Origin of the sequence: Streptococcus mitis (assembly GCF_023109235.1) — a bacterium.
GTDB classification, from domain to species: domain Bacteria; phylum Bacillota; class Bacilli; order Lactobacillales; family Streptococcaceae; genus Streptococcus; species Streptococcus mitis_DA.
Genome location: NZ_JALDUC010000004.1, coordinates 60,835 through 86,804, shown reverse-complemented (window position 1 = coordinate 86,804; position 25,970 = coordinate 60,835). Strand labels below are relative to the sequence as shown.

Genomic DNA, 25,970 nt, shown 5'->3' with positions numbered 1-25,970 from the left:
GTAAGTCTCTTCTTGAAAAAAATACAAAATTTTGCTAGAATGAGTCTTATGAAAACATTCTATGATGTGCAGCAATTTCTCAAACGATTTGGTATTATTGTTTACATGGGAAAACGCTTATATGATATTGAACTGATGAAGTTGGAACTCTCACGGATTTACGATGCAGGGTTGATGGACAAATTAGACTATCTAGAAGCAGAAGCGGTTCTTCGCAGAGAGCACAAGGTAGAATTGGATTATATTGAGAAAAATGGAGAAAATAACTGATGGTTACTTGGATTTTGTGGGCACTTATACTAGCAATGTTGGCATGGATGGGCTTTAACTATCTTCGTATTCGCCGTGCGGCTAAAATTGTGGACAATGAGGAATTTGAAGCCTTGATTCGTACGGGTCAATTGATTGATTTGCGCGACCCAGCAGAATTCCACAGAAAACATATTCTTGGGGCTCGCAATATTCCTTCAAGTCAGTTGAAGACTAGTCTTGCAGCCCTTCGTAAGGATAAACCTGTCCTTCTTTATGAAAACCAACGTGCGCAACGTGTCACAAATGCGGCCCTTTACTTGAAAAAACAAGGTTTTTCTGAGATTTATATCCTTTCTTATGGTTTGGATTCTTGGAAAGGGAAAGTGAAGACTAGCTAACCTTATTTTCAAATTAGTCGAATGATGGGATGAAGCTATTGTTTTGTAGTATAATTAATTTGTATAAAATTTAAGGAGTTCTTAGAACATGAAAGAAAAGAAGAAAAATCCACTTTTTGTGGGTATCTTGTCGATTATTCTTGGTTTGTTATTTCCGTTGGGAGGTATTGGTTTAGGTATTACCAGTTTATTGTATGCTAACTCACTTCAAAAAGAATCTGGACTAGACTATAAAACAGAAAAAATTATAGCTATTGTAGGGATTGTAGTTTCCGTAATTAATTGGGTTTTAGGATTGATTCTTTTTATGAATTAACTAGTGTAAAACAAAAAAGCTTTATTTGAAAGCTTTTTTGTTTTATCCACTTTTCTCTAAGTAGTTTTTAATGATTTTCAATTCCTTTTGGTTCAAGGGACGGTATTGACCTTCTGCTAGTTTTGAGTCTAATATAAACTCACCAAACTGAATTCTTTTGAGGGAGGTTACTTTGACACCAACCGAGAGGAACATTTTCTTGATTTGATGAAATTTTCCTTCTGAAATGGTAATAGAGGCTTGACTGAAGGAAGGATTTGCTGATAGAATCTCTAGTCTTGCAGGTTTACAGACAGTACTATCTAAAAAGACAATTCCTTTTTGAAAGGCTTGGATATGGTCAGGTGTCAGAAGTCCATTAACCTCAACTCGATAAGTCTTATCGACATGATATTGGGGATGAAGGAGCTGAAAGCCCAAGGGTCCGTTATCGGTCACGAGGAGGAGTCCTGTCGTATCTCGGTCCAGTCGGCCGACGGCATAGAGCTTGTCAGACTGGATGTCAGGCGAAAGGAGGTCCATGATGGTTGGAAGTTCCCTGTCTTTATTGGCTGTAACGACACCAGCAGGTTTATGAAGCATAAGGTAGGTGTGCTCATAGCCTTGAACGATTTGTCCTTGAAAAAGGAGTTCTTGTAGACCTGTATCGATATTTTGGGCTAGGGAGCGGGCAGGGCAACCATCGACTAGAATTTCTCCTCTGAGTAAGGCTTGTTTCATGGCCTTTCGGCTGATTTTTTCTTGGGCTAATAAATTATCTAAACGCATACTGTGCCTATCTTATCATAAGTCGCTTGCTTTGAAAAGGCTTGACGTGAAAAGAAAAGCGGAGTGAAAACATTTACACTTGCTTGAGTTATGTTATTTACTTGAAAATATGGTATAATCGTTCAGTTAGAAAATAAATTTTGAATATTATAGAGGAAATCATGACAAAATTAAGAGAAGATATCCGTAACATTGCGATTATCGCCCACGTTGACCACGGTAAAACAACCCTCGTTGACGAATTATTGAAACAATCAGAAACGCTTGATGCACGTACTGAATTGGCTGAGCGTGCTATGGACTCAAACGATATCGAAAAAGAGCGTGGAATTACTATCCTTGCTAAAAATACAGCCGTTGCCTATAACGGAACTCGTATCAATATCATGGACACACCAGGACACGCGGACTTCGGTGGAGAAGTTGAGCGTATCATGAAAATGGTTGACGGTGTTGTTTTGGTCGTAGATGCCTACGAAGGAACAATGCCACAGACTCGTTTTGTATTGAAAAAAGCCTTGGAACAAGACCTTGTCCCAATCGTGGTTGTTAACAAAATCGACAAACCATCAGCTCGCCCAGCTGAAGTAGTGGATGAAGTATTGGAACTTTTCATCGAGCTTGGTGCAGATGATGACCAGCTTGATTTCCCAGTAGTGTATGCTTCAGCGATCAACGGAACTTCTTCATTGTCAGATGACCCAGCTGACCAAGAAGCTACTATGGCACCAATCTTTGACACGATTATTGACCATATCCCAGCTCCAGTAGATAACTCAGATGAGCCTTTGCAGTTCCAAGTATCACTTTTGGACTACAATGACTTCGTTGGTCGTATCGGTATCGGTCGTGTCTTCCGTGGTACTGTTAAAGTTGGGGACCAAGTTACCCTTTCTAAACTTGATGGTACAACTAAAAACTTCCGTGTTACAAAACTCTTTGGTTTCTTTGGTTTGGAACGTCGTGAAATTCAAGAAGCCAAAGCAGGTGACTTGATTGCCGTTTCAGGTATGGAAGATATCTTTGTCGGCGAAACTATTACTCCGACAGACGCAGTTGAAGCTCTTCCAATCCTACACATCGATGAGCCAACTCTTCAAATGACTTTCTTGGTCAACAACTCACCATTTGCTGGTAAAGAAGGTAAATGGGTGACTTCTCGTAAGGTGGAAGAACGTTTGCAGGCAGAATTGCAAACAGACGTTTCCCTTCGTGTTGACCCAACTGATTCACCAGATAAATGGACTGTTTCAGGACGTGGAGAATTGCACTTGTCAATCCTTATCGAAACAATGCGTCGTGAGGGATATGAACTTCAAGTATCTCGTCCAGAAGTTATCGTAAAAGAAATCGATGGTGTTAAATGTGAACCATTTGAACGTGTTCAAATCGACACTCCAGAAGAATACCAAGGATCTGTTATCCAAAGCCTTTCTGAACGTAAGGGTGAAATGTTGGATATGATTTCAACTGGTAATGGTCAAACTCGTTTGGTCTTCCTTGTTCCAGCGCGTGGTTTAATCGGATACTCAACTGAGTTCTTGTCAATGACTCGTGGTTACGGTATCATGAACCATACCTTTGACCAATACTTGCCATTGATTCCAGGGGAAATTGGTGGTCGTCACCGTGGTGCCCTTGTTTCTATCGATGCTGGTAAGGCTACAACTTACTCAATCATGTCTATCGAAGAACGTGGTACGATCTTTGTCAACCCAGGTACTGAGGTTTACGAAGGAATGATCATCGGTGAAAACTCTCGTGAGAACGACTTGACAGTTAACATCACTAAGGCGAAACAAATGACCAACGTTCGTTCAGCTACTAAGGACCAAACAGCTGTTATCAAGACACCTCGTATCTTGACCCTTGAAGAGTCTCTTGAGTTCTTGAACGACGATGAGTACATGGAAGTAACGCCTGAGTCTATCCGTTTGCGTAAACAAATCCTTAACAAGGCAGAGCGTGAGAAAGCTAACAAGAAGAAAAAATCAGCTGAATAAGAGCTAGAAAGAGATAAAGATGGTTTATTTAATCATAGGACTCCTCTTATTACTACTCTATGTATTTGCGACACCACAAAGCATTAAAGGGACAGTCAATATCGTCCTTGTCGTCTTTGCTTTCGTAGCACTCTTGATTTTGCTGATGTTGTCTGTCCTGCAAATTTTTCAGCTACCGACAGAATTCTTTATCGCAATCGCCATGCTCTTCCTAGCATACTTTAGCTTACGAGATATTACCCTCATGTCGGTTAGTAAAAACAAAAGAAGATAAAAAGAGAGCTTTGGCTCTCTTTTTGCTTGTTAGAATGCTGAATCTGAGCATTTTCGTTTAGAATTATTTCCATAAAAATGGTAAAATAGTAAGAGTAGAAATGGAGTTCGAGACATGAAAGTAATAGATCAATTTAAAAATAAGAAAGTCCTTGTTTTAGGTTTGGCAAAGTCTGGTGAATCTGCAGCTCGTTTGTTGGACAAGCTAGGTGCCATTGTGACAGTAAATGACGGAAAACCTTTCGAGGACAATCCAGCTGCGCAAAGTTTGCTAGAAGAAGGGATCAAGGTCATTACAGGTGGCCATCCTTTGGAACTCTTGGATGAAGAGTTTGCCCTCATGGTGAAAAATCCAGGTATTCCATACAGCAATCCCATGATTGAAAAGGCTTTGGCCAAGGGAATTCCAGTCTTGACTGAGGTGGAATTGGCTTACTTGATTTCAGAAGCGCCAATTATCGGTATCACAGGTTCAAATGGAAAAACAACCACAACGACTATGATTGGAGAAGTTTTGACTGCTGCTGGCCAACATGGTCTCTTATCAGGAAATATCGGCTATCCAGCTAGTCAAGTGGCCCAAACTGCGTCAGACAAGGACACTCTTGTTATGGAACTTTCTTCTTTCCAACTAATGGGTGTTCAAGAATTCTATCCAGAGATTGCGGTTATTACCAACCTCATGCCAACTCATATCGATTATCATGGTTCTTTTGAGGAATATGTAGCAGCCAAGTGGAATATCCAGAACAAGATGACAACATCTGATTTCCTTGTCTTGAACTTTAACCAAGATTTGGCAAAAGAATTGGCTACTAAAACACAAGCTACCGTTGTACCATTTTCAACACTTGAAAAGGTTGATGGAGCCTATCTAGCAGATGGTCAACTTTTCTTCCGTGGGGAAGTAGTTATGGCCGCAAGTGAAATCGGTGTTCCAGGTAGCCACAATGTTGAAAATGCTCTTGCGACGATTGCTGTAGCCAAGCTTCGTGGTGTGGATAACAAAACCATCAAAGAAACTCTTTCAGCCTTTGGTGGTGTCAAACACCGTCTCCAATTTGTGGATGAAATCAAGGGTGTCAAATTCTATAATGATAGTAAATCAACCAATATCTTGGCTACCCAAAAAGCCTTGTCAGGATTTGACAACAGCAAGGTCATCTTGATTGCAGGTGGTTTGGACCGTGGTAATGAGTTTGACGAATTGGTTCCAGATATTACTGGACTCAAGAAGATGGTCATCCTGGGTCAGTCTGCAGAACGTGTTAAACGGGCAGCAGACAAGGCTGGTGTGGCATATGTGGATGCGACTGATATTGCAGATGCGACCCGCAAAGCCTATGAACTTGCGACTCAAGGAGATGTAGTCCTTCTCAGTCCTGCCAATGCCAGCTGGGATATGTATGCTAACTTTGAAGTACGTGGCGACCTCTTTATCGACACAGTAGCGGAGTTAAAGGAATAATATGAAAAAAATTGTCTTTACAGGTGGGGGGACGGTTGGACACGTTACCCTCAACCTTTTGTTGATGCCCAAGTTCATCGAAGATGGCTGGGAAGTCCACTATATCGGAGATAAACGTGGCATCGAACACCAAGAAATCCTTAAATCAGGTCTAGATGTAACCTTCCATTCCATTGCGACTGGCAAATTACGTCGTTATTTCTCTTGGCAAAATATGCTGGACGTCTTTAAAGTTGGCTGGGGAATTGTCCAATCTCTCTTTATCATGTTGCGACTTCGTCCACAGGCTCTTTTTTCAAAGGGAGGCTTTGTCTCAGTACCGCCAGTTATTGCTGCGCGTGTGTCAGGAGTACCTGTCTTTATTCACGAATCTGACCTGTCTATGGGCTTGGCCAATAAAATCGCTTATAAATTTGCGACGAAGATGTATTCAACCTTTGAACAAGCTTCAAGTTTGTCTAAGGTCGAGCATGTGGGAGCAGTGACCAAGGTTTCTGACCAAAATACTCCAGAACCAGATGAATTGGTGGATATCCAAACCCACTTTAATTCCAAATTGCCAACTGTATTGTTTGTCGGTGGTTCTGCAGGTGCTCGTGTCTTTAACCAATTGGTGACAGACCATAAGAAAGAGCTGACAGAGCGCTACAATATTATCAATCTAACTGGAGATTCTAGCCTGAATGAGTTGAGCCAAAATCTCTTTCGTGTTGACTATGTGACCAGTCTCTATCAACCCTTGATGGAATTGGCTGATATTGTTGTGACACGTGGTGGTGCCAATACGATTTTTGAGCTCTTGGCCATGGCAAAATTACATGTTATTGTGCCACTTGGTCGTGAAGCTAGTCGTGGAGACCAGATTGAAAATGCAGCCTACTTTGTCAAAAAAGGCTATGCAGAAGAGCTTCAAGAAAGCGATTTGACCTTGGACAGTTTAGAAGAGAAGCTTTCTCACTTACTAAGTCACAAGGAATACTACCAGACTAACATGAAGGCATCTAAGGAATTGAAATCTCTAGCAGATTTTTATCAATTGTTGAAAAAAGATTTATCATAAGGAAAGTAAATGTCAAAAGATAAGAAAAATGAGGGCAAAGAAATCCTCGAAGAATTTAAAGAGTTATCAGAATGGCAGAAACGAAACCAAGAATACCTAAAAAAGAAGGCTGAGGAAGAGGCGGCCCTAGCTGAGGAGAAGGAAAAGGAAAGACAAGCTCGAATGGCTTCAAAATCTGAAAAGTCAGATGCAACCGAGGAGCAAGAGAGTGAATCTGATCCAAAAGACTCAAAATCAGCTAAGGAAGATGCTAAAGAAAAAGTAGAAGAGTCAGAAGACGTCAAAAAAGAAGTACCCAAAGAAGAACCAAAATCCAAAGAGCCAAAGAAACAGAATAAACAGGATAAAAAAATAGAGAAAAAGCCTGTAAAGGAAAAACCGGTCAAACCGAAAATTCCAGGAGTTCATATCTGGCGGGCTATCTCGATTTTGTTTCTCAGTTTGCTTTTATTAGTTGCCTCTGCCTACTTGCTCAGCCCTTATGCGACCATGAAGGATATTCGTGTTGAGGGAACAGTGCAAACTACAGATGATGATATTCGACAGGCTTCAGGCATTCAGGATTCGGATTATACAATTAACCTTCTGCTAGATAAGGCAAAATATGAAGAGCAGATCAAGTCTAACTATTGGGTTGAATCAGCTCAGCTTGCCTATCAATTTCCAACTAAGTTTACTATTAAGGTTAAGGAATACGATATTGTTGCCTACTATGTTTCTGGTGAAAATCATTATCCTATTCTTTCCAGTGGTCAGCTTGAAACCAGTTCTGTGAGCTTGGTCAGTCTGCCAGAAACTTATATATCAGTTCTCTTTAATGACAGCGAACAAATCAAGACCTTTACGTCAGAACTTGCTCAAATTAGTCCAGAACTCAAGGCGGCTATCCAAAAGGTGGAACTAGCCCCAAGCAAGGTGACATCAGATCTAATTCGATTGACCATGAATGATTCGGACGAAGTTTTGGTTCCTCTATCTGAAATGAGTAAGAAACTGCCATATTACAGTAAGATTAAGCCACAATTGTCAGAACCGAGTGTGATTGACATGGAAGCTGGAATTTACAGCTATACTGTGGCGGATAAATTAATTATGGAGGCAGAGGAAAAAGCCAAACAAGAGGCCAAGGAAGCTGAGAAGAAACAGAAAGAGGAAGAGAGCAATCGAAACCAAACAAGTCAGCGTTCATCGCGTCGCTAGGTTTAGCTTTTCTCCTATAACTCTTTAGTTGCCATGTTTTTACTTGACAAGTGCTAGTAGAAATAATAGAATAGTAAAAAACCTTTAAAGCAGTCCAGAGAGGCAGCTAAGGTTAGACGGTGAAAGGGTGGAGACTACCCATTTTTCGTGGAACCTTGCTGTTGGCAGGTTCCTTTTTTCTTGGCTTCTGTTGCCCAGACTCTCTCACTAGTAAAGGTAAAAGGAGAAACCTATGCGAGAACATCGTCCAGTCATTGCTCTTGATTTTCCTAGTTTTGAGGCGGTCAAGGAATTTTTAGCTCTTTTTCCAGTAGAAGAAAGCCTTTATCTAAAGGTAGGGATGGAGCTTTATTACGCAACGGGGCCTGAGATTATTTCCTATTTAAAAAACTTGGGACATAGCGTCTTTCTTGATCTTAAACTTCATGACATTCCCAATACAGTCAAGTCAGCCATGAAGATCTTGTCTCAGCTTGGTGTAGACATGACCAATGTTCATGCGGCTGGTGGTGTAGAGATGATGAAGGCTGCGCGTGAAGGTCTTGGAAGTCAAGCCAAATTGATCGCTGTCACTCAGCTCACATCAACATCAGAAGCTCAGATGCAGGAGTTTCAAAATATCCAAACCAGCCTGCAAGAGTCTGTGATTCATTATGCTAAGAAGACAGCTGAAGCGGGATTAGATGGTGTTGTTTGCTCGGCTCAGGAAGTGCAAGTCATCAAGCAGGCTACCAATCCAGATTTTATCTGTCTGACACCGGGCATTCGTCCTGCAGGTGCTGCAGTAGGAGATCAAAAACGCGTCATGACGCCAGCGGATGCTTATCAAATCGGTAGTGACTATATCGTAGTGGGACGTCCCATTACCCAAGCTGAGGATCCTGTTGCAGCTTATCATGCCATCAAGGATGAATGGACACAGGACTAGAATTAAAGAAATAGATTAGAAAAACAAAAGGAGAAGACCATGACACTTGCTAAAGATATCGCTAGCCACCTCTTGAAAATTCAAGCCGTTTACCTCAAACCAGAGGAGCCTTTCACTTGGGCATCTGGTATCAAGTCACCCATTTACACTGATAATCGTGTGACACTAGCCTATCCAGAAACTCGTACCCTAATTGAAAATGGTTTTGTAGATGCTATCAAAGAAGCCTTTCCAGAGGTAGAAGTGATTGCAGGAACTGCAACAGCAGGGATTCCACACGGAGCTATTATTGCTGATAAGATGGACTTGCCTTTTGCCTACATCCGTAGCAAACCAAAAGACCACGGAGCAGGCAACCAAATCGAAGGCCGTGTAGCTCAAGGTCAAAAAATGGTAGTGGTTGAAGACCTGATTTCAACAGGTGGTTCTGTTCTTGAGGCCGTAGCAGCAGCTAAACGCGAAGGTGCAGATGTACTTGGTGTTGTAGCGATTTTCAGTTACCAATTGCCAAAAGCAGATAAGAACTTCTCAGATGCAGGTGTCAAACTTGTGACGCTTTCTAACTACAGTGAACTCATTCACCTAGCCCAAGAAGAAGGCTATATCACACCAGAAGGACTCGACCTTCTAAAACGCTTTAAAGAAGACCAAGAAAATTGGCAAAATTCTTAAAACATAGAAAATCAGGTAGTCGCTAGGATTACCTGATTTTGTTTTTAATACTAAAGTTGAGCGATAACTTCCTCAGTTGTCAAAACTTGGTTGGCAATGTAGCCGTAGTTTGTTAGTGCAGCTTGGTAGGCTTCTTCACCTGGAGCACCGACAGCATCGTTAACAACAATGACATTGTAGCCTAATTCTATGAGTTCACGCATGTGTGAATCCACGCAGAGATTAGCATTCATACCAGCCAAGATGACGGTGTCGATACCATTTTTGCGGAGTTGAAGGTTAAGGTCGTTGCTTTCTGGGCCAAAGATTTTATGTCCGTTGACAACAATAGTATCTTCATCCAAAAATGGTTTAATCTCTTCAATCATATCTGCTCCAGAGCCTTCTGGAATTGCTGAATACTGGCTATCACGCCAAAACATTTCGTTTTCAATCATCATCGTTTCACCAGCAGCTTTAAATTGCCACTTGTGATCGTGTGGATAGAAGTAGTGCGGTGAGATAAAACGCTTGTAGCCACGCTCTTTAGCAAGAGCTAAAAGCTTTGTCAGATTTTCAATAGTATTAACTTTTTCAAGAACATCTTTAGTTGCTCCGAATCCTTTACCAGTAGATTTTAAGAATTCAACTTGCGGGTCTGTGATAACAAATGCGACATTTTTCTGATTGAACATGAGGTTCCTCCTAATATGATTTGATTAACAGCCAATAGGAATTTAGACTGTTAGTTTGATGATTTTCCAAATGGTAGTTTTAGTTATATACTGACCGTTCGGTACAATTATAATAACATCTAAAATTGAATTTGTAAATTAATTTGCTCAGAACAAAAAATTTTAATGATAAAACAGTGGCAAAAGGAGGTGGTTTCAATTGTTTGGTCTCAGACTCTGAATCTGCTATAATAGGAAAAAAGAGAGGTGAGTAGATGAGCGTTAAAGAGCGTATTTTACAAAGTGCTGAGGAATTGATTTATCAGAAGGGTTATGTGGCCACCTCCATCAGTGACATCATGGAGGCAGCTGATGTTGGCAAGGGACAGCTTTATTATTATTTCAAATCTAAGAAGGAAATTGGTTTGACGGTCATTCAAGATATTTTAGCAAATTGGCGAAAAGAGCTTTTTGAAGATATTTTTGAAGCAGACAAGTCTGACAGTGACAAGTTTTCGGATATGATTGACTGGGTTTGTCAATTTCATGAAAGTCAGACGGTCTTTTATGGTTGCCCAATTGGTAATCTGATTGTGGAATTGTCCACAGAAGATGAGAACTTCCGCTGTCCTCTCAATGATTTTATGACCCAATGGACAGAGAAGTTAGCCAGCCTCTTGCAAGACCTGCATGCTGACTGGTCAGAAGAGCGGGCGCAGTTGCAGGCCCGTCAAGTCATCTCCAGTATTCAAGGCAGCATTGTCATTCTCAAAGTCAGCCAAGACATCCAAGTTTTAGAAAATAATATGACGGATTTGAAAAAGAATTATTGTTAATTTTTAGCCGAAGAATTAAAAGTATGTTAATTTATGGATTGTGGTTAAGAGGTAAGAATGACAACAGATATTAAAACTGAAATTGGTCATAGAGTAAGACAGGAACGTGAACGTCACAAATTGATGAGAGAAGAGGTCTGTGGACAGAAGCTGACTTAATAATCAAACAGCTGATGCGTACTGAGCTTGGGCAATCCTTGCCAACAATTACTAAGTTACAATATTTATCTAAGCGATTAGAAGTTCCGATAGATACTTTTCTTGAAAATAAAGAACTAGCTCTTCCTGAGGAAGAGTTGCTGAGTCTAGACTTGATTGAAAGAATATTAGACTTGATAAGAACAGGGACAGGTAGTTTCGCTGAAGATATTTTTGATGATTATTTTAAGCAAGTAACACTAAAGCAAGTTTACACATTCAATGATTTACTATTAATTGATTATTTTGCTATGCAATGTCAAGACTTGATTTATAGAAGAGAGCATTAGATGATTTTCGGATTAAGTTGTTGAAACAGCAATTAGTTAGTGATGAAATGTATAATGTAGAGCTACTATCAGTTCTTTGTGCCATAGCGGTTGTTTATGTTGTTCATAATGACTATAAACATATGATATCTCTAGTAAAAAGATGAATGAAATTTTATCAGTAACAACGTTGCAAGTCTATAAACCTGGAATTTCAGTATTTGAAGCTAAGTGCTATCTTTATTTTGAAAATGATAAAAATAAAGCAAAGGAACTTTATCACTCAGCAACTATACTAGCTGAACAATTTGATGATAAAGTATTAGAAAATGAAAAGATTATTTGAATTTCCATAACTTAAGAAAGTTCATCATTTTTAATTATCGCTGTAAAATGATTGAAAGTATGAAATTTCCAAACAAAATATTTGAAAAATTTTGAAAAAAGAGTTAGAATATTTTTTGTAATATACAAAGTAAACGCTTACTTATCAAGGAGGACATTTTATGTCATACAAAACAAGCAATGCAGAAGGTCATGTAGATTTCATCAATACCTATGATTTGGAGCCAATGGCGCAACAAGTTATTCCTAAAGCAGCATTTGGCTATATTGCTAGTGGGGCGGAAGATACTTTTACTTTGCGTGAGAATATCCGCGCCTTTAACCATAAACTCATCGTTCCGCATACTCTTTGTGATGTTGAAAATCCAAGTACAGAGATTGAATTTGCAGGTGAAAAATTGTCTTCACCAATCATTATGGCGCCTGTTGCAGCTCATAAATTAGCAAACGAACAGGGTGAAGTGGCTACTGCGCGTGGTGTGCATGAGTTTGGGTCCCTCTATACAACCAGTTCTTACTCTACTGTCGATCTTCCAGAAATTACAGAAGCCCTTCAAGGAACACCTCACTGGTTCCAATTTTACTTTAGTAAAGATGATGGAATTAACCGTCATATTATGGACCGTGTGAAGGCTGAAGGCTACAAAGCGATTGTCTTGACAGCAGATGCTACTGTAGGGGGCAATCGTGAGGTTGATAAACGTAATGGTTTTGTCTTCCCAGTTGGCATGCCGATTGTTGAAGAATACCTGCCAGAAGGTGCTGGAAAATCAATGGACTTTGTTTACAAATCAGCTAAACAACGCTTGTCTCCACGTGATGTAGAATTTATCGCTGAATATTCAGGACTTCCTGTTTATGTCAAGGGACCACAATGCCGTGAGGACGTTGAACGTTCGCTTGCTGCAGGGGCTTCTGGTATCTGGGTAACTAACCACGGTGGTCGCCAAATCGACGGTGGACCAGCTGCCTTCGACTCACTTCAAGAAGTAGCAGAAGCAGTTGACAAACGCGTACCAATCGTCTTTGACTCAGGTATTCGTCGTGGTCAACACGTCTTTAAAGCCTTGGCTTCAGGAGCAGACTTGGTAGCTATTGGTCGCCCTGTTATCTATGGCTTGGCTCTCGGTGGTAGTGTCGGTGTGCGTCAAGTCTTTGAGCATTTGAATGCGGAATTGAAGACAGTTATGCAGTTGTCTGGAACTCAGACTATTGAAGATGTTAAACACTTTAAACTTCGTCATAACCCATACAACCCAACCTTCCCAGTTGACCCACGCGACTTAAAATTGTATTGATAAAACAGCTTGCCTCCACTTGATGTGGAGGTTTTTCTTCGTCTATAGGAAGAATAAATCACCATTGAAATCTATATAAATATATTTTCTAATCAAATATCTTGCTAGGGCTTTCATTTTTTGCTATACTGGTGCAGTAATTAAATAATAAAGACATTTGGGGTGCTTTAGGCTGAGATGATACCCATTGAACCTGATACAGTTAAGACTGGCGAAGGGAAATGTGAACAGTTTTTTTCGTATGTCGAAATGAACGATCTAATCTTGTAAGCTAAACTCTAATTCTTGATTGTAATTGGAGTTTTTTTGTTTATATAAGCTGGATGAAGGTGATACAAAGTATTTAGGTAGCTCTTCTTGAACGCCCTTGATTTTCTTTAAAAAGGTCAAGTAAAACTAGGATTTTCTTGATGTTTTGTTGATTACGTACGAGTAAAGAGAGGAAAAGTAAATATGGAAACACAAGACTATGCATTTCAGCCAGGTTTGACTGTTGGAGAATTATTAAAAAGCAGTCAGAAGGATTGGCAGGATGCAATCAATCATCGTTTTGTTCAGGAACTTTTTGAGGGTGTAATTGAGAATAAGGTCTTAAAAGACTATCTAATTCAAGATTATCACTTCTTTGATGCCTTCTTATCCATGCTGGGTGCTTGCGTAGCCCACGCAGACCAGCTTGAATCCAAGCTTCGTTTTGCCAAGCAACTAGGCTTTCTTGAAGCAGATGAAGACGGTTATTTCCAGAAGGCTTTCAAAGAGTTAAAAGTATCTGAGAATGACTATCTGGAAGTGACCTTGCATCCTGTAACAAAAGCCTTTCAGGATTTAATGTATTCTGCTGTGTCATCATCAGATTATGCCCATCTTTTGGTCATGCTGGTCATTGCAGAAGGTCTCTATTTAGACTGGGGTTCTAAAGATTTGGCTCTACCTGAAGCCTATATTCATTCGGAATGGATCAATCTCCACAGAGGTCCTTTCTTTGCAGAGTGGGTTCAATTTCTGGTTGACGAACTCAATCGTGTTGGGAAAGGTCTAGAAGATTTGACAGAACTTCAGCAACGCTGGAACCAAGCAGTTGCTTTAGAATTAGCTTTTTTTGATATTGGTTATGACGCCTAGAGAAGGTTTAGGATATTTACAAATTTGATGAGGTAAATCATTCAATGTAACTGAAAAAAATTTCTTAACGAAAGATAGAGATCAATCGAAATCAGTAAATCGTATAAAGTGAAAAGGAAGGATTTCAATATGACAAGTTTAAAATTATTAAAAGAAAAAGCACCTTTGGTCATTTGCATAACCAATGATGTAGTAAAAAATTTCACAGCAAATGGATTAGTAGCACTGGGTGCATCACCAGCCATGAGTGAGTTTCCTGCTGATTTAGAGGATTTATTAAAGTATGCTGGTGGTTTATTAATAAACATAGGAACATTGACAGATGAAAATTGGAAATTATACCAAGCTGCTTTGAAAATTGCAGAGAAATATAATGTCCCAGCAGTTCTAGATCCTGTAGCCTGTGGAGCAGGAGAATATAGAAAAAAAGTAGCAGATGATCTAATCAACAATTATAAACTAGCAGCGATAAGGGGAAATGCTGGCGAGATTGCCTCTTTAGTGGGAATAAATGTGGCATCTAAAGGAGTAGATAGTGCAGGCGTAGATAATATTGACGAAATTGCTCTAGCAGCAAATGAGAAGTTCAATATTCCAATAGTAGTAACAGGTGAAGTGGATGCTATTGCGGTAAATGGAGAAGTGGTAACGATTCATAATGGTAGTGCCATGATGCCAAAAGTTATTGGAACTGGATGTTTATTAGGGGCAGTGGTAGCAAGCTTTATCGGACTAGAAAAAGGTCAAGAATTGAAATCATTAGAAACAGCAATGTTGGTTTACAATATCGCTGGAGAAATGGCAGAAAAACGTCCAAATGGAGATCTTCCTGGAACATTTAAAGTTGAATTTTTAAATGCCTTATACGAGATTACAGATGAAGATGTAAAGAAATTCAAAAGAGTGAAGTAAGATGTTTCAAAAAGAATTACTAAAACTATATTTTATTTGTGGAACGACTACTTGCCAGGGAAAAGATCTATATAGAGTCGTTGAGGAATCCTTAAAAGGTGGTATAACCTTATTTCAATTCCGTGAAAAAGGTGAGGGGGCCCTGGAAGGTAAAGAAAAAGTCGAATTAGCAATTAAACTACAGGATCTTTGTAAAAAATACAATGTTCCGTTTGTTGTTAATGATGATATTGATTTGGCGATGGAAATTGACGCTGATGGCGTACATGTAGGACAAGATGACCTTGGAGTTGATGAAATTAGAAAATTGATGCCAGATAAAATAATTGGTCTTTCTATAAAAAACGAGGAAGAATTTCAACAATCAAAAGTTGAATATGTAGATTATGTCGGTGTTGGTCCTGTATTTGATACCCAGTCAAAGGATGATGCTGGTGGTGCTATAGGTTATGAAGGTCTTAAATTGATGCGGACACTATTGCCACAAATGCCCTTAGTTGCAATTGGTGGGATACAGACGAAACATATTAAAGACATTATGAAGACCAATGTTGACGGTGTTTCAATCATTTCAGCAATATCGTATGCAAAAAATATAGAAAAAACTGTTCGAGAAATGAGTGAACAATTTTAACTTTTTTATTCTTGTATTTTAAGTCAATAGGATTCTCTCACTCGATAAGTTGGGTTGTTATCCTTCATAAGTGAATAGGCTGTTTATATGGTTTACTTAGTGATTTTACTACAATAGATTGGCCTAGCTTATTTCTCAGTTCAATTTCTTGAACTGGAAAAAATCGTTTGTTATAATATTTATATAATTAAATAATAAAGACATTTGGGGTGCTTTAGGCTGAGATGATACCCATTGAACCTGATACAGTTAAGACTGGCGAAGGGAAATGTGAAAAGGTTTTGTATTTATAGAAACTAACCATCTAATCTTGTAAGCTGAACTCTAATTCCTATATGTAATTAGAGTTTTTTCTTTTACGAAACTGGATGAAGATGATACAAAGCATTTAGGTAGCTCACATTGAATGCCTCACTTTTCTTTAAAAAAGGAGTTTTTTTATGTTGAAAAAATGGCAGTTAAAAGATGTTATTTTACTTGCTTTCTTGTCTATCTTTTTTGGTGGCGTTTTTGTAGGATCCGGCTATCTGTTTGATATCCTCACTCTGATTTTAGCCCCTCTTGGCTTGCAGGCCTTTGCCAATGAAATCCTCTTTGGTCTCTGGTGTATGGCTGCACCCATTGCTGCCATCTTTGTTCCAAGAGTGGGAAGCGCAACGATTGGTGAAGTGCTAGCTGCGCTTGCTGAAGTCCTTTATGGTAGCCAATTCGGTCTAGGTGCTCTTTTGTCTGGCTTGGTTCAAGGTTTGGGAAGTGAACTTGGTTTTATCGTAACCAAGAATCGCTATGAAAGTTGGCTCTCTCTAACTGCCAATAGTATTGGGATTACGCTTGTTAGCTTTGTCTATGAATACATTAAGTTAGGTTACTATGCCTTCTCCCTTCCTTTTGTCCTTTCCTTGCTTGTAGTACGTTTTATTTCCGTCTTTTTCTTCTGTACCATCTTGGTTCGTGCCATTGTCAAACTCTATCATCAGTTTGCAGCTGGAGGCAAGGCATAGATGGGGCTGGAACTACGAGCGATTCAGTCACCAATCTTCCCTGAGCCGCTTGATTTTACTTTTCATGCGCAAGCCTTTACCTTGTTAGTTGGGAGCAGTGGTTCAGGAAAATCCAGCCTCTTTCAAATGATTGCCCAAGTCAGTTCTCTTCCCTATAGCGGTCAAGTCCTGATAAATGGGAGCGAGGTCAGTCAGCTTTCTATCATCGAACGTGTCCAGACGGTTGGTATTCTCTTTCAAAATCCCAATCATCAATTTACCATGGAGAACTTGTTTGAGGAGCTGATTTTTACCTTGGAAAATATTGGGCATCCCGTTCAGGAAATTGATTCTAAAATAGCAGATGTGGTTCGACAATGTCGCTGCGAGAAGATCTTGCACCGTCCCATCCATCACTTATCAGGTGGGGAAAAGCAAAAGGCTGCTTTGGCTGTTCTCTTTGCTATGAATCCTAGGGTCTATCTCTTGGATGAGCCCTTCGCTTCCATTGACCGCAAGAGTAGGATAGAGATATTGGAGATTCTAAAAGAGTTGGCCTCTAATGGGAAGACAGTTATTTTGTGCGACCATGATTTATCTGACTATGAAGCCTATATCGACCATATGGTGGAGCTAAGAGACGGACAACTAACGAAAATAAATCAAATCCCTGCCTCTGAAATGACACAGGCTGTTTCAAAGGAGATTGCTTCTAGCCCAGAACTATTCCATATGGATCGAACAACTTGTGAGCTGGATAAGCATCCCCTCTTTTCAATTGCGGATTTCACATTTTACCAAGGGATTTCCTGTATCTTGGGTGATAATGGTGTCGGGAAATCAACCCTCTTTCGATCTATTCTTCAATTTCAAAAGTATAAGGGGCGCATTACCTGGAAGGGGACAGTCCTGAAAAAGAAAAAGAGTTTGTATCGTGACCTGACGGGTGTTGTTCAGGAAGCTGAGAAGCAGTTTATCAGAGTCAGTCTGCGAGAGGAACTGCAATTAGATAGTCCAGACTCTGAAAGAAATCAGCGGATTCTCCAAGCTTTACAATATTTTGATCTGGAGCAGGCATTTGATAAGAGTCCCTATCAATTAAGTGGTGGCCAGCAAAAGATTCTTCAGCTCTTGACCATCTTGACCAGCAAGGCGTCTGTGATTTTGCTAGATGAACCATTTGCTGGTTTGGATGATATAGCTTGTAACTATTTTTGTCAGTGGATTGTGGAGGAGAGAAATCAGGGAAGAAGTTTTCTGATCATTAGCCATCGCTTAGATCCCTTGATCTCTGTGGTTGATTATTGGATTGAGATGACTAGTCAGGGTCTCAGTCATGTGAAAGCAGTGACAATTACCAAACCACTCACATCTCAGAGTAGTAATACCCAAGGGGAGGTGAGATAGTATGGTCAAAGTAGCAACCCAGACACCGATTATCAGTCTCTTCTTGCTGATTTTATCCTTGGAAACATCTTTCATTCCTTCGATTGCTCTTAATCTCTCGGTAGTCGCATTTTGCATTCTCTTTATGCTCTATTACCGGCGATTTAAAGTATTGGCTTGGATGATTCTGCTCGCCATTTTGCCATCCTTGGCCAACTACTGGGCAGTTCAGTTACATGGGGATGCTTCGCAGGCAGTCATGCTTGGAACGAGGGCCTTTGTGACCGTTTGTATTGGTCTTGTCTTTGTTTCCTCTATTTCCCTAAAAGAGCTTCTCTTGTACTTGGCTCAAAAGGGGTTATCACGCTCTTGGGCCTATGCCTTGATTGTGGTATTCAATTCCTTCCCCCTTATCCAGCAAGAAATCAAGTCCCTCAAGGAAGCTTGCTTATTACGCGGTCAAGAACTACATTTTTGGTCGCCCTTGATTTACAGCAAGGTTCTGATGACAGTCTTTAGGTGGCGCCATCTTTACCTGAGAGCCCTATCGGCGCATGGATATGACGAACATGCACAGGCGGAGAATCGCTATCGGACTTTTTATATTCCTCAAAGGACACTATTCATCTACCTGCTTTTCTTTTTATTGCTTCAAACCAGTCTATTTTTATAAAGGAGTTATTATGGAATTTACAGATATTGCGATGGAATTATCCAAGGAAGCTTGGCAGACTTCCTTTCATCACCCCTTTGTTTTACAGTTGCAAGAGGGAAATTTAGACCTGTCCATCTTTCGCTATTACTTGATTCAGGATGCCTACTATTTGAAGGCCTTCTCAGAAGCCTATCACCTCTTGGCTGATAAGACTTCAAATCAAGAGATGAAAAGACTCTTGAAACAAAATGCGCAGAGTCTAGTGGAGGGTGAGTTATTTATCCGCCAACAATTTTTCAAGGAATTGGAAATCAGCGACCAGGAAATGGAGCAACATCCAATCGCTCCAACCTGCTATCATTATATCTCTCACATTTATCGGCAATTTGCAGAGCCAAACTTGGGTATTGCCTTTGCAAGCTTGCTGCCTTGTCCTTGGCTATATCATGATATAGGCAAATCACTTAATCTTAAACCATCACCAAATCCTCTCTATCAACAATGGATTGAAACGTATATTACGGATGAATTGGAGCAGCAGATCAGAGAGGAAGAGGCTCTGGTCAATCAACTCTATCGAGAAAGTGACGAGACAGACAAGAAAAAAATGCTAGATGCCTTCCACATCAGTGTTCATATGGAAGCTAAGTTTTGGGAAATGGCCTACCAACACCAGACATGGAAGAGCGATTTACAGTCTTTAGAAACAGGAGAAGAATAGAAACATGAGAAAGCACCAATTACAAGTTCACAAATTAACCATTTTATCCATGATGATTGCCCTTGATGTAGTCCTTACGCCTATCTTTCGGATTGAGGGAATGGCACCGATGTCCAGTGTAGTCAATATTCTAGCTGGAATCATGATGGGACCTGTTTATGCCTTGGCTATGGCTACAGTGACAGCCTTTATCCGTATGACGACTCAAGGGATTCCGCCTTTAGCTCTCACAGGAGCGACTTTTGGAGCCCTTCTAGCAGGTCTCTTTTATAAGTATGGTAGAAAATTTTACTTTTCTGCTTTGGGAGAAATTTTGGGAACAGGTATTATTGGTTCTATTGTTTCCTATCCTGTTATGGTACTCTTTACAGGATCGGCCGCTAAGCTTAGTTGGTTTATCTACACTCCTCGATTTTTCGGTGCAACCTTGATTGGTACAGCGATTTCCTTTATTGCCTTTCGATTTTTAATCAAGCAGGAATTCTTTAAAAAAGTTCAGGGATATTTCTTTGATGAAAGGATAGACTGATGCAGGCATTTACAAATCCTTTTCCTCTGGCAACGACTTCCCTCATTCACTGTATTACCAATGAGATTTCTTGTGAGATGCTAGCAAATGGGATTTTGGCTCTGGGATGTAAACCAGTTATGGCAGATGATCCCCGTGAGGTTCTTGATTTTACTAAGCAAAGCCAGGCACTCTTCATCAATTTGGGGCATTTGTCAGCTGAGAAGGAAAAAGCAATCCGTATGGCAGCTTCTTATGCAGATCAAGTTTGTCTTCCAATGGTAGTAGATGCAGTTGGCGTAACAGTTTCATCCATTCGTAAGAGCTTAGTTAAAGACCTTTTAGACTATAGACCTACGGTACTTAAAGGAAATATGTCGGAAATCCGAAGTCTTGTTGGCTTAAAACACCACGGCGTTGGGGTAGATGCGAGTGCTAAAGATCAAGAAACTGAGGATTTGCTTCAAGTCTTGAAAGACTGGTGTCAGATCTATCCAGGTATGTCATTCTTAGTCACAGGCCCTAAGGACCTCATCGTTTCGAAGAATCAGGTCGCTGTACTGGGAAATGGCTGTGCTGAATTAGACTGGATAACAGGGACAGGAGACTTGGTTGGAGCTTTAACAGCTGTTTTTCTCAGCCAAGGAAAGACTGGCTTTGAAGCTTCTTTCCTAGCGGTTTCTTATCTCAATATCTCCGCTGAGAGAATAGTTGTTCAAGGAATGGGATTGGAAGATTTTCGTTACCAAGTACTCAATCAGCTTTCACTCCTCAAAAGAGATGAAAACTGGCTAGATGCTATCAAAGGAGAGGTTTATGAATAGAGAAGCACTTAGACTATATCTGGTAACCAATCGCTACCAAGATTCCTTGCAAAGTTTTCTTGAAAAGATTGAGACGGCTTGCCGCTCAGGGGTTACCATAGTCCAATTACGAGAAAAAAATCTCACAACCAATCAATATTATCAACTGGCAAAACAAGTCAAGGAAATAACAGATGCCTATCAGGTACCCTTGATAATCGATGATCGTTTGGATGTTTGTCTTGCGGTTGATGCTGCTGGTCTGCATATTGGAGACGATGAACTACCAGTTTCGGTTGCCCGCAAAGTCCTAGGTCCTGAAAAAATCCTCGGTGTCACAGCTAAAACTGTAAAAAGAGCCCTCGAGGCAGAAGAAGGAGGTGCGGATTACTTGGGGACAGGAGCCATTTTCCCGACTACGACCAAGGAAAATGCACCCATCACTCTGATTTCAACCTTGAAGACAATTTGCCAAAGGGTTGCCATTCCAGTAGTTGCCATTGGCGGCTTGACATCAGAGAACATTGACCAACTTATCGGCACGGGCATAGCTGGTGTAGCTGTAGTGCGTGATTTGATGCAGGCAGAAGATATAGAGACAAAAACGCAAGCCTTTTTGACAAAGTTGGATGACATTATTTTCTAATTAATACTCAATGAAAATCAAAGAGCAAACTAGGAAGCTAGTCGCAGGTTGCTCAAAGCACAGCTTTGAGGTTGCAGATAAAGCTGACGTCGTTTGAAGAGATTTTCGAAGAGTATAAAAACTCTCTAATTCCCTTAAAGTAGGAACTAGAGAGTTTTTTTAATCTTTAAAGCTTGTATGGTTAACTGGGCCAGAACCATGACCGAGTTGAGGGGCGTCTTGGATGGCTTTCGTGATAAAGGCCTTGGCTCTATCGACTGCTTGATAGAGGGTTTTCCCCTTGGCTAGTTCAGCAGTAATCACTGCAGCAAAGGTACATCCAGTACCATGTGTATGACAGGTTTGAATTCGTGGACTTTCCCAGACAAATTGGTCCTCCTTGGTAAAGAGGAAATCCTTGGCACCGCCTTCGAGATGGCCTCCTTTGATGACAACAGACTGAGGACCAAATTCTTTTAAAATCAGGCGACCGGCACGCTGCATGTCTTCAGGATCATGGATTGAAAAACCAACAATCTCTTCTGCCTCAGGAAGATTGGGTGTAATAATAGTTGCAAGGGGAAGTAGATTTGTTTTTAGGTAGTCTCTGGCACTGGTATCAATCAGGGTGTCTCCGCTTGTTGCGACCATAACAGGGTCAAGGACGTAGGGACAATCCAGCTTTTTAAGATAGGGCTGGATGATCTCCATGATCTCAGTAGTTGCCAACATCCCTGTTTTTACAGCCTGAGGTGGAATATCAGAAAAGACACTCTCCAATTGGGCTTTCAACATTTGAGGAGAAACGTGCTCGATTAATTGAACACCTCTGGTATTTTGAGCGACAAGACTGGTCACAACGGCCATTCCATAGACATCTCTAGCTTGGAACGACTTTAAGTCAGCCATAATGCCAGCACCACCACTAGGGTCAGTCCCTGCAATGGTCAAAGCAACGGGTAAATAAGTCATCTAAAACCTCCCAACCAACTGAAGTTTGTATTCTTAAGAACAAGCTAGTCTGTTTTAGAAAGGCAATAGAAGACTGCTAGTCCCCATTATCATTTCCACTTCCATCAGCTAGCATTACCTAGATTGAGTCAAAGGGTCTAACAGTCGTTAATCTCAGCTTTACGCACCCCTAGTGGTTGTTTTCTTTTTTCTTTAGTATAGCATATTTTCATAGTTTATATAGTAAGATTTGACTGCAAATCCTTTATCATAGGGTTAAAATTCAATTTTTCAAAGAAAAGATTAATTTCATAGTTGACAAATGTAGATTTTAAGAGTATACTGATAATTGTAATTGACAAATGTAGATTTTGGAGGTGTGATTATGCAGATTTCAGATGCAGAATGGCAGGTCATGAAGATTATTTGGATGCAAGGAGAGCAGACTAGTTCAGATTTGATTAGGGTTCTGGCGGAGCGGTTCGACTGGTCCAAGTCGACCATTCAAACTCTTTTGGCTCGTTTGGTTGAGAAAGAGTGCCTGACGAGGAAAAAAGAAGGCAAGTCCTTTGTCTATTCAGCCCTTTTAACTTTGGATCAAAGTCGAGACTTGCTTGTTCAAGATATCAAAGATAAAGTTTGTTCCCGTAGGATTAAGAACTTGTTGGCTGATTTGATTGCTGAATGTGATTTTACTCAGGCTGACTTGGAAGACTTGGAAGCTGTGATTTCTGAGAAGAAATCAAGCGCTGTAACAGAAGTAAAATGTAATTGTATGTAAAGGAGACGTCATGTTGAATATTATTGTAACCATTATTTGTATTGCCCTTATCGCGTTTATCTTGTTTTGGTTTTTCAAAAAGCCTGAAAAATCTGGACAAAAGGCCCAGCAAAAAAACGGCTACCAAGAGATTCGAGTGGAGGTCATGGGGGGCTATACGCCTGAGTTGATTATCCTCAAGAAATCAGTGCCAGCCCACATTGTCTTTGACCGCAAAGATCCTTCACCATGTTTGGATCAGATCGTATTTCCAGACTTTGGTGTACATGCGGATCTGCCAATGGGGGAAGAGTATGTAGTGGAAATCACGCCTGAGCAGGCTGGAGAGTATGGTTTCTCTTGTGGCATGAATATGATGCACGGTAAGATGATTGTAGAATAGGAGAATGATATGACTGAAATTGTAAAAGCAAGTCTTGAAAATGGTGTTCAAAAAATCCGTATCACGGCAGACAAAGGCTACCATCCAGCCCACATTCAACTGCAAAAAGGAGTTCCTGCTGAGATCACCTTTCACCGTTTGACACCTTCAAACTGTTATAAGGAAATTCTGTTTGAAGAAGAAGGCCTCTTGGAACCAATCGGCGTGGATGAAGAGAAGACAATTCGTTTTACCCCTCAAGAATTAGGTCAACATGAATTTTCTTGTGGTATGAAGATGCAAAAGGGAAGTTATACAGTTGTTGAGAAGACTCGAAAATCTCTATCACTTTTACAGCGTTTTTGGATTACTAGTATCTTTACTGTGCCTCTTGTAATCCTCATGATTGGGATGTCGACAGGAGGAATTAGTCACCAAGTCATGCGTTGGGGAACCTTTTTAGCCACAACACCGATTATGCTAGTAGCAGGTGGTCCTTATATCCAAAGTGCTTGGGCTAGTTTTAAAAAGCACAATGCCAACATGGATACCTTGGTTGCTCTGGGAACCCTAGTGGCCTATTTCTATAGCTTAGTTGCCCTCTTCGCTGGTCTCCCCGTTTACTTTGAAAGTGCTGCCTTTATCTTCTTCTTCGTTCTTATGGGAGCCGTTTTTGAGGAGAAAATGCGGAAAAATACTTCCCAAGCTGTGGAGAAATTACTTGACTTGCAGGCTAAAACTGCAGAAGTCTTGCGTGAGGATAACTATGTTCAAGTCCCTTTGGAGCAAGTCAAGGTAGGTGACCTGATTCGAGTGCGTCCCGGTGAAAAGATTGCGGTTGATGGTGTCGTAGTAGAAGGTATCTCTAGTATTGATGAGTCTATGGTGACAGGTGAGAGTCTGCCTGTGGACAAGACAGTTGGAGATACCGTCATTGGTTCAACCATCAATAATAGTGGAACACTTGTTTTTAGAGCAGAAAAAGTTGGTTCAGAGACTGTTTTGGCTCAGATTGTGGATTTTGTGAAGAAAGCTCAAACCAGTCGTGCGCCGATTCAGGACTTGACGGATAAGATTTCAGGAATTTTTGTCCCAGCAGTTGTCATTTTAGGGATTGTGACCTTTTGGGTTTGGTTCGTCTTGCTCAGGGATAGTGTGGTCGTGCTTGGAGCTAGCTTTGTGTCCTCTCTTCTCTACGGAGTGGCGGTTTTGATTATCGCCTGCCCTTGTGCATTGGGACTTGCAACACCGACAGCCCTTATGGTGGGGACAGGTCGCAGTGCCAAGATGGGAGTTCTCCTCAAAAATGGAACGGTTCTACAGGAAATCCAGAAAGTTCAAACTATCGTCTTTGATAAGACCGGGACTTTGACTGAAGGGAAACCTGTGGTCACAGATATCATTGGAGACGAAGTAGAAGTGCTTGGATTGGCAGCTTCCTTGGAAGAAGCTTCTCAACACCCACTGGCTGAAGCCGTTGTGAAACGAGCGAGTGAAGCTGGACTTGAGTTTCAAACTGTTGAAAATTTCCAAGCCTTGCACGGGAAAGGTGTCTCAGGGCAAATCAATGGAAAACAAGTTTTGCTTGGAAATGCTAAAATGCTGGATGGCATGGATATTTCTAGAACTTATCAAGAAAAACTAGAAGAACTAGAAAAAGAAGCTAAGACAGTTGTTTTCTTGGCTGTTGAGAATGAAATCAAAGGCTTGCTTGCTCTGCAAGATATTCCTAAGGAAAATGCTAAGCTTGCCATCAGTCAGTTGAAAAAACGAGGTCTTAAAACAGTCATGCTGACAGGAGATAATGCTGGTGTGGCGCGTGCCATTGCCGATCAGATCGGAATCGAAGAGGTCATTGCAGGTGTCTTGCCAGAGGAAAAAGCTCATGAAATCCATAAACTACAAGCGTCTGGCAAAGTAGCCTTTGTTGGGGATGGTATCAATGACGCTCCTGCCCTTAGTGTAGCAGATGTGGGGATTGCTATGGGAGCTGGAACAGATATTGCCATCGAGTCAGCAGATTTGGTGTTGACAACTAATAACCTCCTAGGAGTGGTTCGTGCTTTTGACATGAGTAAGAAAACCTTTAATCGAATTCTGCTCAACCTTTTCTGGGCCTTTATCTACAATGTCGCCGGAATTCCGATTGCAGCAGGAGTCTTTTCAGGTGTTGGACTGGCTCTCAACCCAGAACTGGCAGGTCTAGCCATGGCCTTTAGTTCTGTATCCGTTCTGACCAGTTCACTCTTACTAAACTTTAGTAAAATAGACTAAAAGCGGGCTTGCTCGCTTTTTATACTCTTCAAAAATCTCTTCCAACCACGTCAGCTTTGTCTGCAACCTCAAAGCTGTGCTTTGAGCAACCTGTGGCGAGCTTCCTAGTTTGCTCTGTGATTTTCATTGAGTATTATAAAACAGAAGCTAAAAACGTTTTCAAACTGTACTGTAATAGAGAATAAAAACTTCTGAGCAGATTCTTAGTAAAGTCAAAATAAATGTGATAAATTAGTATTGTAAAAATTTACTGAAACGTTTTCAAAAACTATATGAAACCTTTTTTAGTAGATTTAAAAATATTTGAAGGAGAGTTATCA

The 25,970-nt window shown here is 40.6% G+C and carries 30 protein-coding genes and 3 riboswitches; of the genes, 27 read left to right on the top strand and 3 right to left on the bottom strand.

The features are described from left to right. Nucleotides 1-39 precede the first annotated feature (39 nt). The 3 genes from M1F55_RS03710 to M1F55_RS03700 all read left to right on the top strand — a co-directional run bounded on the left by M1F55_RS03710 (nt 40) and on the right by M1F55_RS03700 (nt 966). Entirely contained in the window at nt 40-270 is a 231-nt protein-coding gene (locus tag M1F55_RS03710) for a YqgQ family protein (protein WP_049499930.1), read from the top strand. Further along, a complete protein-coding gene (locus tag M1F55_RS03705) occupies nt 270-650 on the top strand; it encodes a rhodanese-like domain-containing protein (RefSeq protein WP_000259256.1) in 381 nt (126 codons plus the stop codon). Before M1F55_RS03710 ends, M1F55_RS03705 begins: the two co-directional genes overlap by 1 nt. Nucleotides 651-738: 88 nt before the next feature. Then, a complete protein-coding gene (locus M1F55_RS03700) occupies nt 739-966 on the top strand; it encodes a hypothetical protein (protein ID WP_000660081.1) in 228 nt (75 codons plus the stop codon). A 42-nt stretch (nt 967-1,008) separates the two neighbouring features. Here M1F55_RS03700 and M1F55_RS03695 read toward each other — a convergent pair whose 3' ends face one another. Next, on the bottom strand, nt 1,009-1,734 hold the full coding sequence (locus tag M1F55_RS03695) for a 16S rRNA pseudouridine(516) synthase (protein ID WP_049547064.1): 726 nt from the start codon (nt 1,732-1,734) through the stop codon (nt 1,009-1,011). A 161-nt stretch (nt 1,735-1,895) separates the two neighbouring features. Here M1F55_RS03695 and typA point away from each other — a divergent pair, with 161 nt between their 5' ends. From typA to pyrE, 7 genes are all read left to right on the top strand, one after another. Further along, nucleotides 1,896-3,737 (top strand): translational GTPase TypA, encoded by a 1,842-nt coding sequence (gene typA, locus M1F55_RS03690; protein WP_000164111.1) that lies wholly within the window; start codon nt 1,896-1,898, stop codon nt 3,735-3,737. A 19-nt stretch (nt 3,738-3,756) separates the two neighbouring features. Further along, on the top strand, nt 3,757-4,011 hold the full coding sequence (locus tag M1F55_RS03685; RefSeq protein WP_049547063.1) for a DUF3165 family protein: 255 nt from the start codon (nt 3,757-3,759) through the stop codon (nt 4,009-4,011). A gap of 114 nt (nt 4,012-4,125) precedes the next feature. Then, on the top strand, nt 4,126-5,478 hold the full coding sequence (gene murD, locus M1F55_RS03680; RefSeq protein ID WP_247947291.1) for a UDP-N-acetylmuramoyl-L-alanine--D-glutamate ligase: 1,353 nt from the start codon (nt 4,126-4,128) through the stop codon (nt 5,476-5,478). A gap of 1 nt (nt 5,479) precedes the next feature. Then, the gene (locus tag M1F55_RS03675) at nt 5,480-6,538 is read left to right on the top strand and encodes a UDP-N-acetylglucosamine--N-acetylmuramyl-(pentapeptide) pyrophosphoryl-undecaprenol N-acetylglucosamine transferase (RefSeq protein WP_173249971.1); all 1,059 of its coding nucleotides are present in this window, start codon (nt 5,480-5,482) and stop codon (nt 6,536-6,538) included. Nucleotides 6,539-6,547: 9 nt separating this feature from the next. Beyond that, a complete protein-coding gene (locus tag M1F55_RS03670; protein ID WP_247947290.1) occupies nt 6,548-7,738 on the top strand; it encodes a cell division protein FtsQ/DivIB in 1,191 nt (396 codons plus the stop codon). A gap of 232 nt (nt 7,739-7,970) precedes the next feature. Further along, nucleotides 7,971-8,666, top strand: a complete 696-nt coding sequence (gene pyrF / locus M1F55_RS03665) for an orotidine-5'-phosphate decarboxylase (protein WP_049501926.1) — start codon at nt 7,971-7,973, stop codon at nt 8,664-8,666. Nucleotides 8,667-8,705: 39 nt separating this feature from the next. Next, complete coding sequence (gene pyrE / locus M1F55_RS03660) at nt 8,706-9,338, top strand: orotate phosphoribosyltransferase (protein WP_000170895.1); 633 nt, start codon at nt 8,706-8,708, stop codon at nt 9,336-9,338. A 50-nt stretch (nt 9,339-9,388) separates the two neighbouring features. On the opposite strand, the gene M1F55_RS03655 is transcribed toward pyrE, so the two are convergent. Continuing rightward, nucleotides 9,389-10,012 carry a cysteine hydrolase family protein gene (locus M1F55_RS03655; RefSeq protein WP_004256189.1) on the bottom strand — a complete coding sequence of 208 codons (624 nt, stop codon included), beginning with the start codon at nt 10,010-10,012 and terminating at the stop codon, nt 9,389-9,391. Nucleotides 10,013-10,266: 254 nt separating this feature from the next. On the opposite strand from M1F55_RS03655, the gene M1F55_RS03650 reads away from it, so the two are divergent. The 14 genes from M1F55_RS03650 to thiE (M1F55_RS03585) all read left to right on the top strand — a co-directional run bounded on the left by M1F55_RS03650 (nt 10,267) and on the right by thiE (M1F55_RS03585) (nt 21,304). Continuing rightward, a complete protein-coding gene (locus tag M1F55_RS03650) occupies nt 10,267-10,827 on the top strand; it encodes a TetR/AcrR family transcriptional regulator (RefSeq protein WP_000111607.1) in 561 nt (186 codons plus the stop codon). A 173-nt stretch (nt 10,828-11,000) separates the two neighbouring features. Further along, nucleotides 11,001-11,315, top strand: coding sequence for a hypothetical protein (locus M1F55_RS03645; RefSeq protein WP_002880183.1), 315 nt, complete (start codon nt 11,001-11,003; stop codon nt 11,313-11,315). 142 nt (nt 11,316-11,457) lie between these two features. After that, the gene (locus M1F55_RS03640; protein ID WP_002877065.1) at nt 11,458-11,640 is read left to right on the top strand and encodes a hypothetical protein; all 183 of its coding nucleotides are present in this window, start codon (nt 11,458-11,460) and stop codon (nt 11,638-11,640) included. Between the two features lie 160 nt (nt 11,641-11,800). Further along, a complete protein-coding gene (gene lctO, locus M1F55_RS03635; protein ID WP_000120714.1) occupies nt 11,801-12,937 on the top strand; it encodes an L-lactate oxidase in 1,137 nt (378 codons plus the stop codon). Nucleotides 12,938-13,085: 148 nt separating this feature from the next. Continuing rightward, a riboswitch (TPP riboswitch) is annotated at nt 13,086-13,174 on the top strand. A gap of 216 nt (nt 13,175-13,390) precedes the next feature. Next, nucleotides 13,391-14,059, top strand: a complete 669-nt coding sequence (locus M1F55_RS03630; protein ID WP_049501925.1) for a TenA family protein — start codon at nt 13,391-13,393, stop codon at nt 14,057-14,059. Between the two features lie 129 nt (nt 14,060-14,188). Next, nucleotides 14,189-14,971, top strand: coding sequence for a hydroxyethylthiazole kinase (thiM, locus tag M1F55_RS03625; protein WP_247947289.1), 783 nt, complete (start codon nt 14,189-14,191; stop codon nt 14,969-14,971). A 1-nt stretch (nt 14,972) separates the two neighbouring features. Further along, the gene (gene thiE / locus M1F55_RS03620) at nt 14,973-15,605 is read left to right on the top strand and encodes a thiamine phosphate synthase (protein ID WP_247947288.1); all 633 of its coding nucleotides are present in this window, start codon (nt 14,973-14,975) and stop codon (nt 15,603-15,605) included. A 195-nt stretch (nt 15,606-15,800) separates the two neighbouring features. After that, a riboswitch (TPP riboswitch) is annotated at nt 15,801-15,889 on the top strand. Between the two features lie 156 nt (nt 15,890-16,045). Further along, on the top strand, nt 16,046-16,606 hold the full coding sequence (locus M1F55_RS03615) for an ECF transporter S component (protein ID WP_000915275.1): 561 nt from the start codon (nt 16,046-16,048) through the stop codon (nt 16,604-16,606). Then, complete coding sequence (locus M1F55_RS03610) at nt 16,607-17,992, top strand: ATP-binding cassette domain-containing protein (protein ID WP_223340437.1); 1,386 nt, start codon at nt 16,607-16,609, stop codon at nt 17,990-17,992. A gap of 1 nt (nt 17,993) precedes the next feature. Beyond that, a complete protein-coding gene (locus M1F55_RS03605) occupies nt 17,994-18,644 on the top strand; it encodes an energy-coupling factor transporter transmembrane component T (protein WP_000241384.1) in 651 nt (216 codons plus the stop codon). 10 nt (nt 18,645-18,654) lie between these two features. After that, complete coding sequence (gene tenA / locus M1F55_RS03600; protein ID WP_238096332.1) at nt 18,655-19,347, top strand: thiaminase II; 693 nt, start codon at nt 18,655-18,657, stop codon at nt 19,345-19,347. Nucleotides 19,348-19,351: 4 nt separating this feature from the next. Beyond that, entirely contained in the window at nt 19,352-19,876 is a 525-nt protein-coding gene (gene thiW, locus M1F55_RS03595) for an energy coupling factor transporter S component ThiW (RefSeq protein WP_001225552.1), read from the top strand. Next, nucleotides 19,876-20,679, top strand: a complete 804-nt coding sequence (gene thiM / locus M1F55_RS03590) for a hydroxyethylthiazole kinase (RefSeq protein ID WP_223340436.1) — start codon at nt 19,876-19,878, stop codon at nt 20,677-20,679. Before thiW ends, thiM (M1F55_RS03590) begins: the two co-directional genes overlap by 1 nt. Continuing rightward, the gene (gene thiE, locus M1F55_RS03585; RefSeq protein WP_001078215.1) at nt 20,672-21,304 is read left to right on the top strand and encodes a thiamine phosphate synthase; all 633 of its coding nucleotides are present in this window, start codon (nt 20,672-20,674) and stop codon (nt 21,302-21,304) included. The genes thiM (M1F55_RS03590) and thiE (M1F55_RS03585) overlap by 8 nt, the downstream gene beginning before the upstream one ends. 159 nt (nt 21,305-21,463) lie before the next feature. Here thiE (M1F55_RS03585) and thiD read toward each other — a convergent pair whose 3' ends face one another. Next, nucleotides 21,464-22,255: a bifunctional hydroxymethylpyrimidine kinase/phosphomethylpyrimidine kinase gene (gene thiD / locus M1F55_RS03580; protein WP_247947287.1), complete on the bottom strand. Its 792-nt coding sequence runs from the start codon at nt 22,253-22,255 to the stop codon at nt 21,464-21,466. A gap of 83 nt (nt 22,256-22,338) precedes the next feature. Next, a riboswitch (TPP riboswitch) is annotated at nt 22,339-22,436 on the bottom strand. Between the two features lie 183 nt (nt 22,437-22,619). Between thiD and M1F55_RS03575 the strand changes: the two genes are divergently transcribed. From M1F55_RS03575 to M1F55_RS03565, 3 genes are read left to right on the top strand one after another with little or no spacing between them, the layout of a single operon-like run. Continuing rightward, nucleotides 22,620-23,015, top strand: a complete 396-nt coding sequence (locus M1F55_RS03575) for a CopY/TcrY family copper transport repressor (protein ID WP_001167188.1) — start codon at nt 22,620-22,622, stop codon at nt 23,013-23,015. Between the two features lie 10 nt (nt 23,016-23,025). After that, complete coding sequence (locus M1F55_RS03570; RefSeq protein WP_247947286.1) at nt 23,026-23,397, top strand: cupredoxin domain-containing protein; 372 nt, start codon at nt 23,026-23,028, stop codon at nt 23,395-23,397. A gap of 9 nt (nt 23,398-23,406) precedes the next feature. Beyond that, entirely contained in the window at nt 23,407-25,650 is a 2,244-nt protein-coding gene (locus M1F55_RS03565) for a heavy metal translocating P-type ATPase (RefSeq protein ID WP_033685225.1), read from the top strand. Nucleotides 25,651-25,970: the final 320 nt, after the last annotated feature.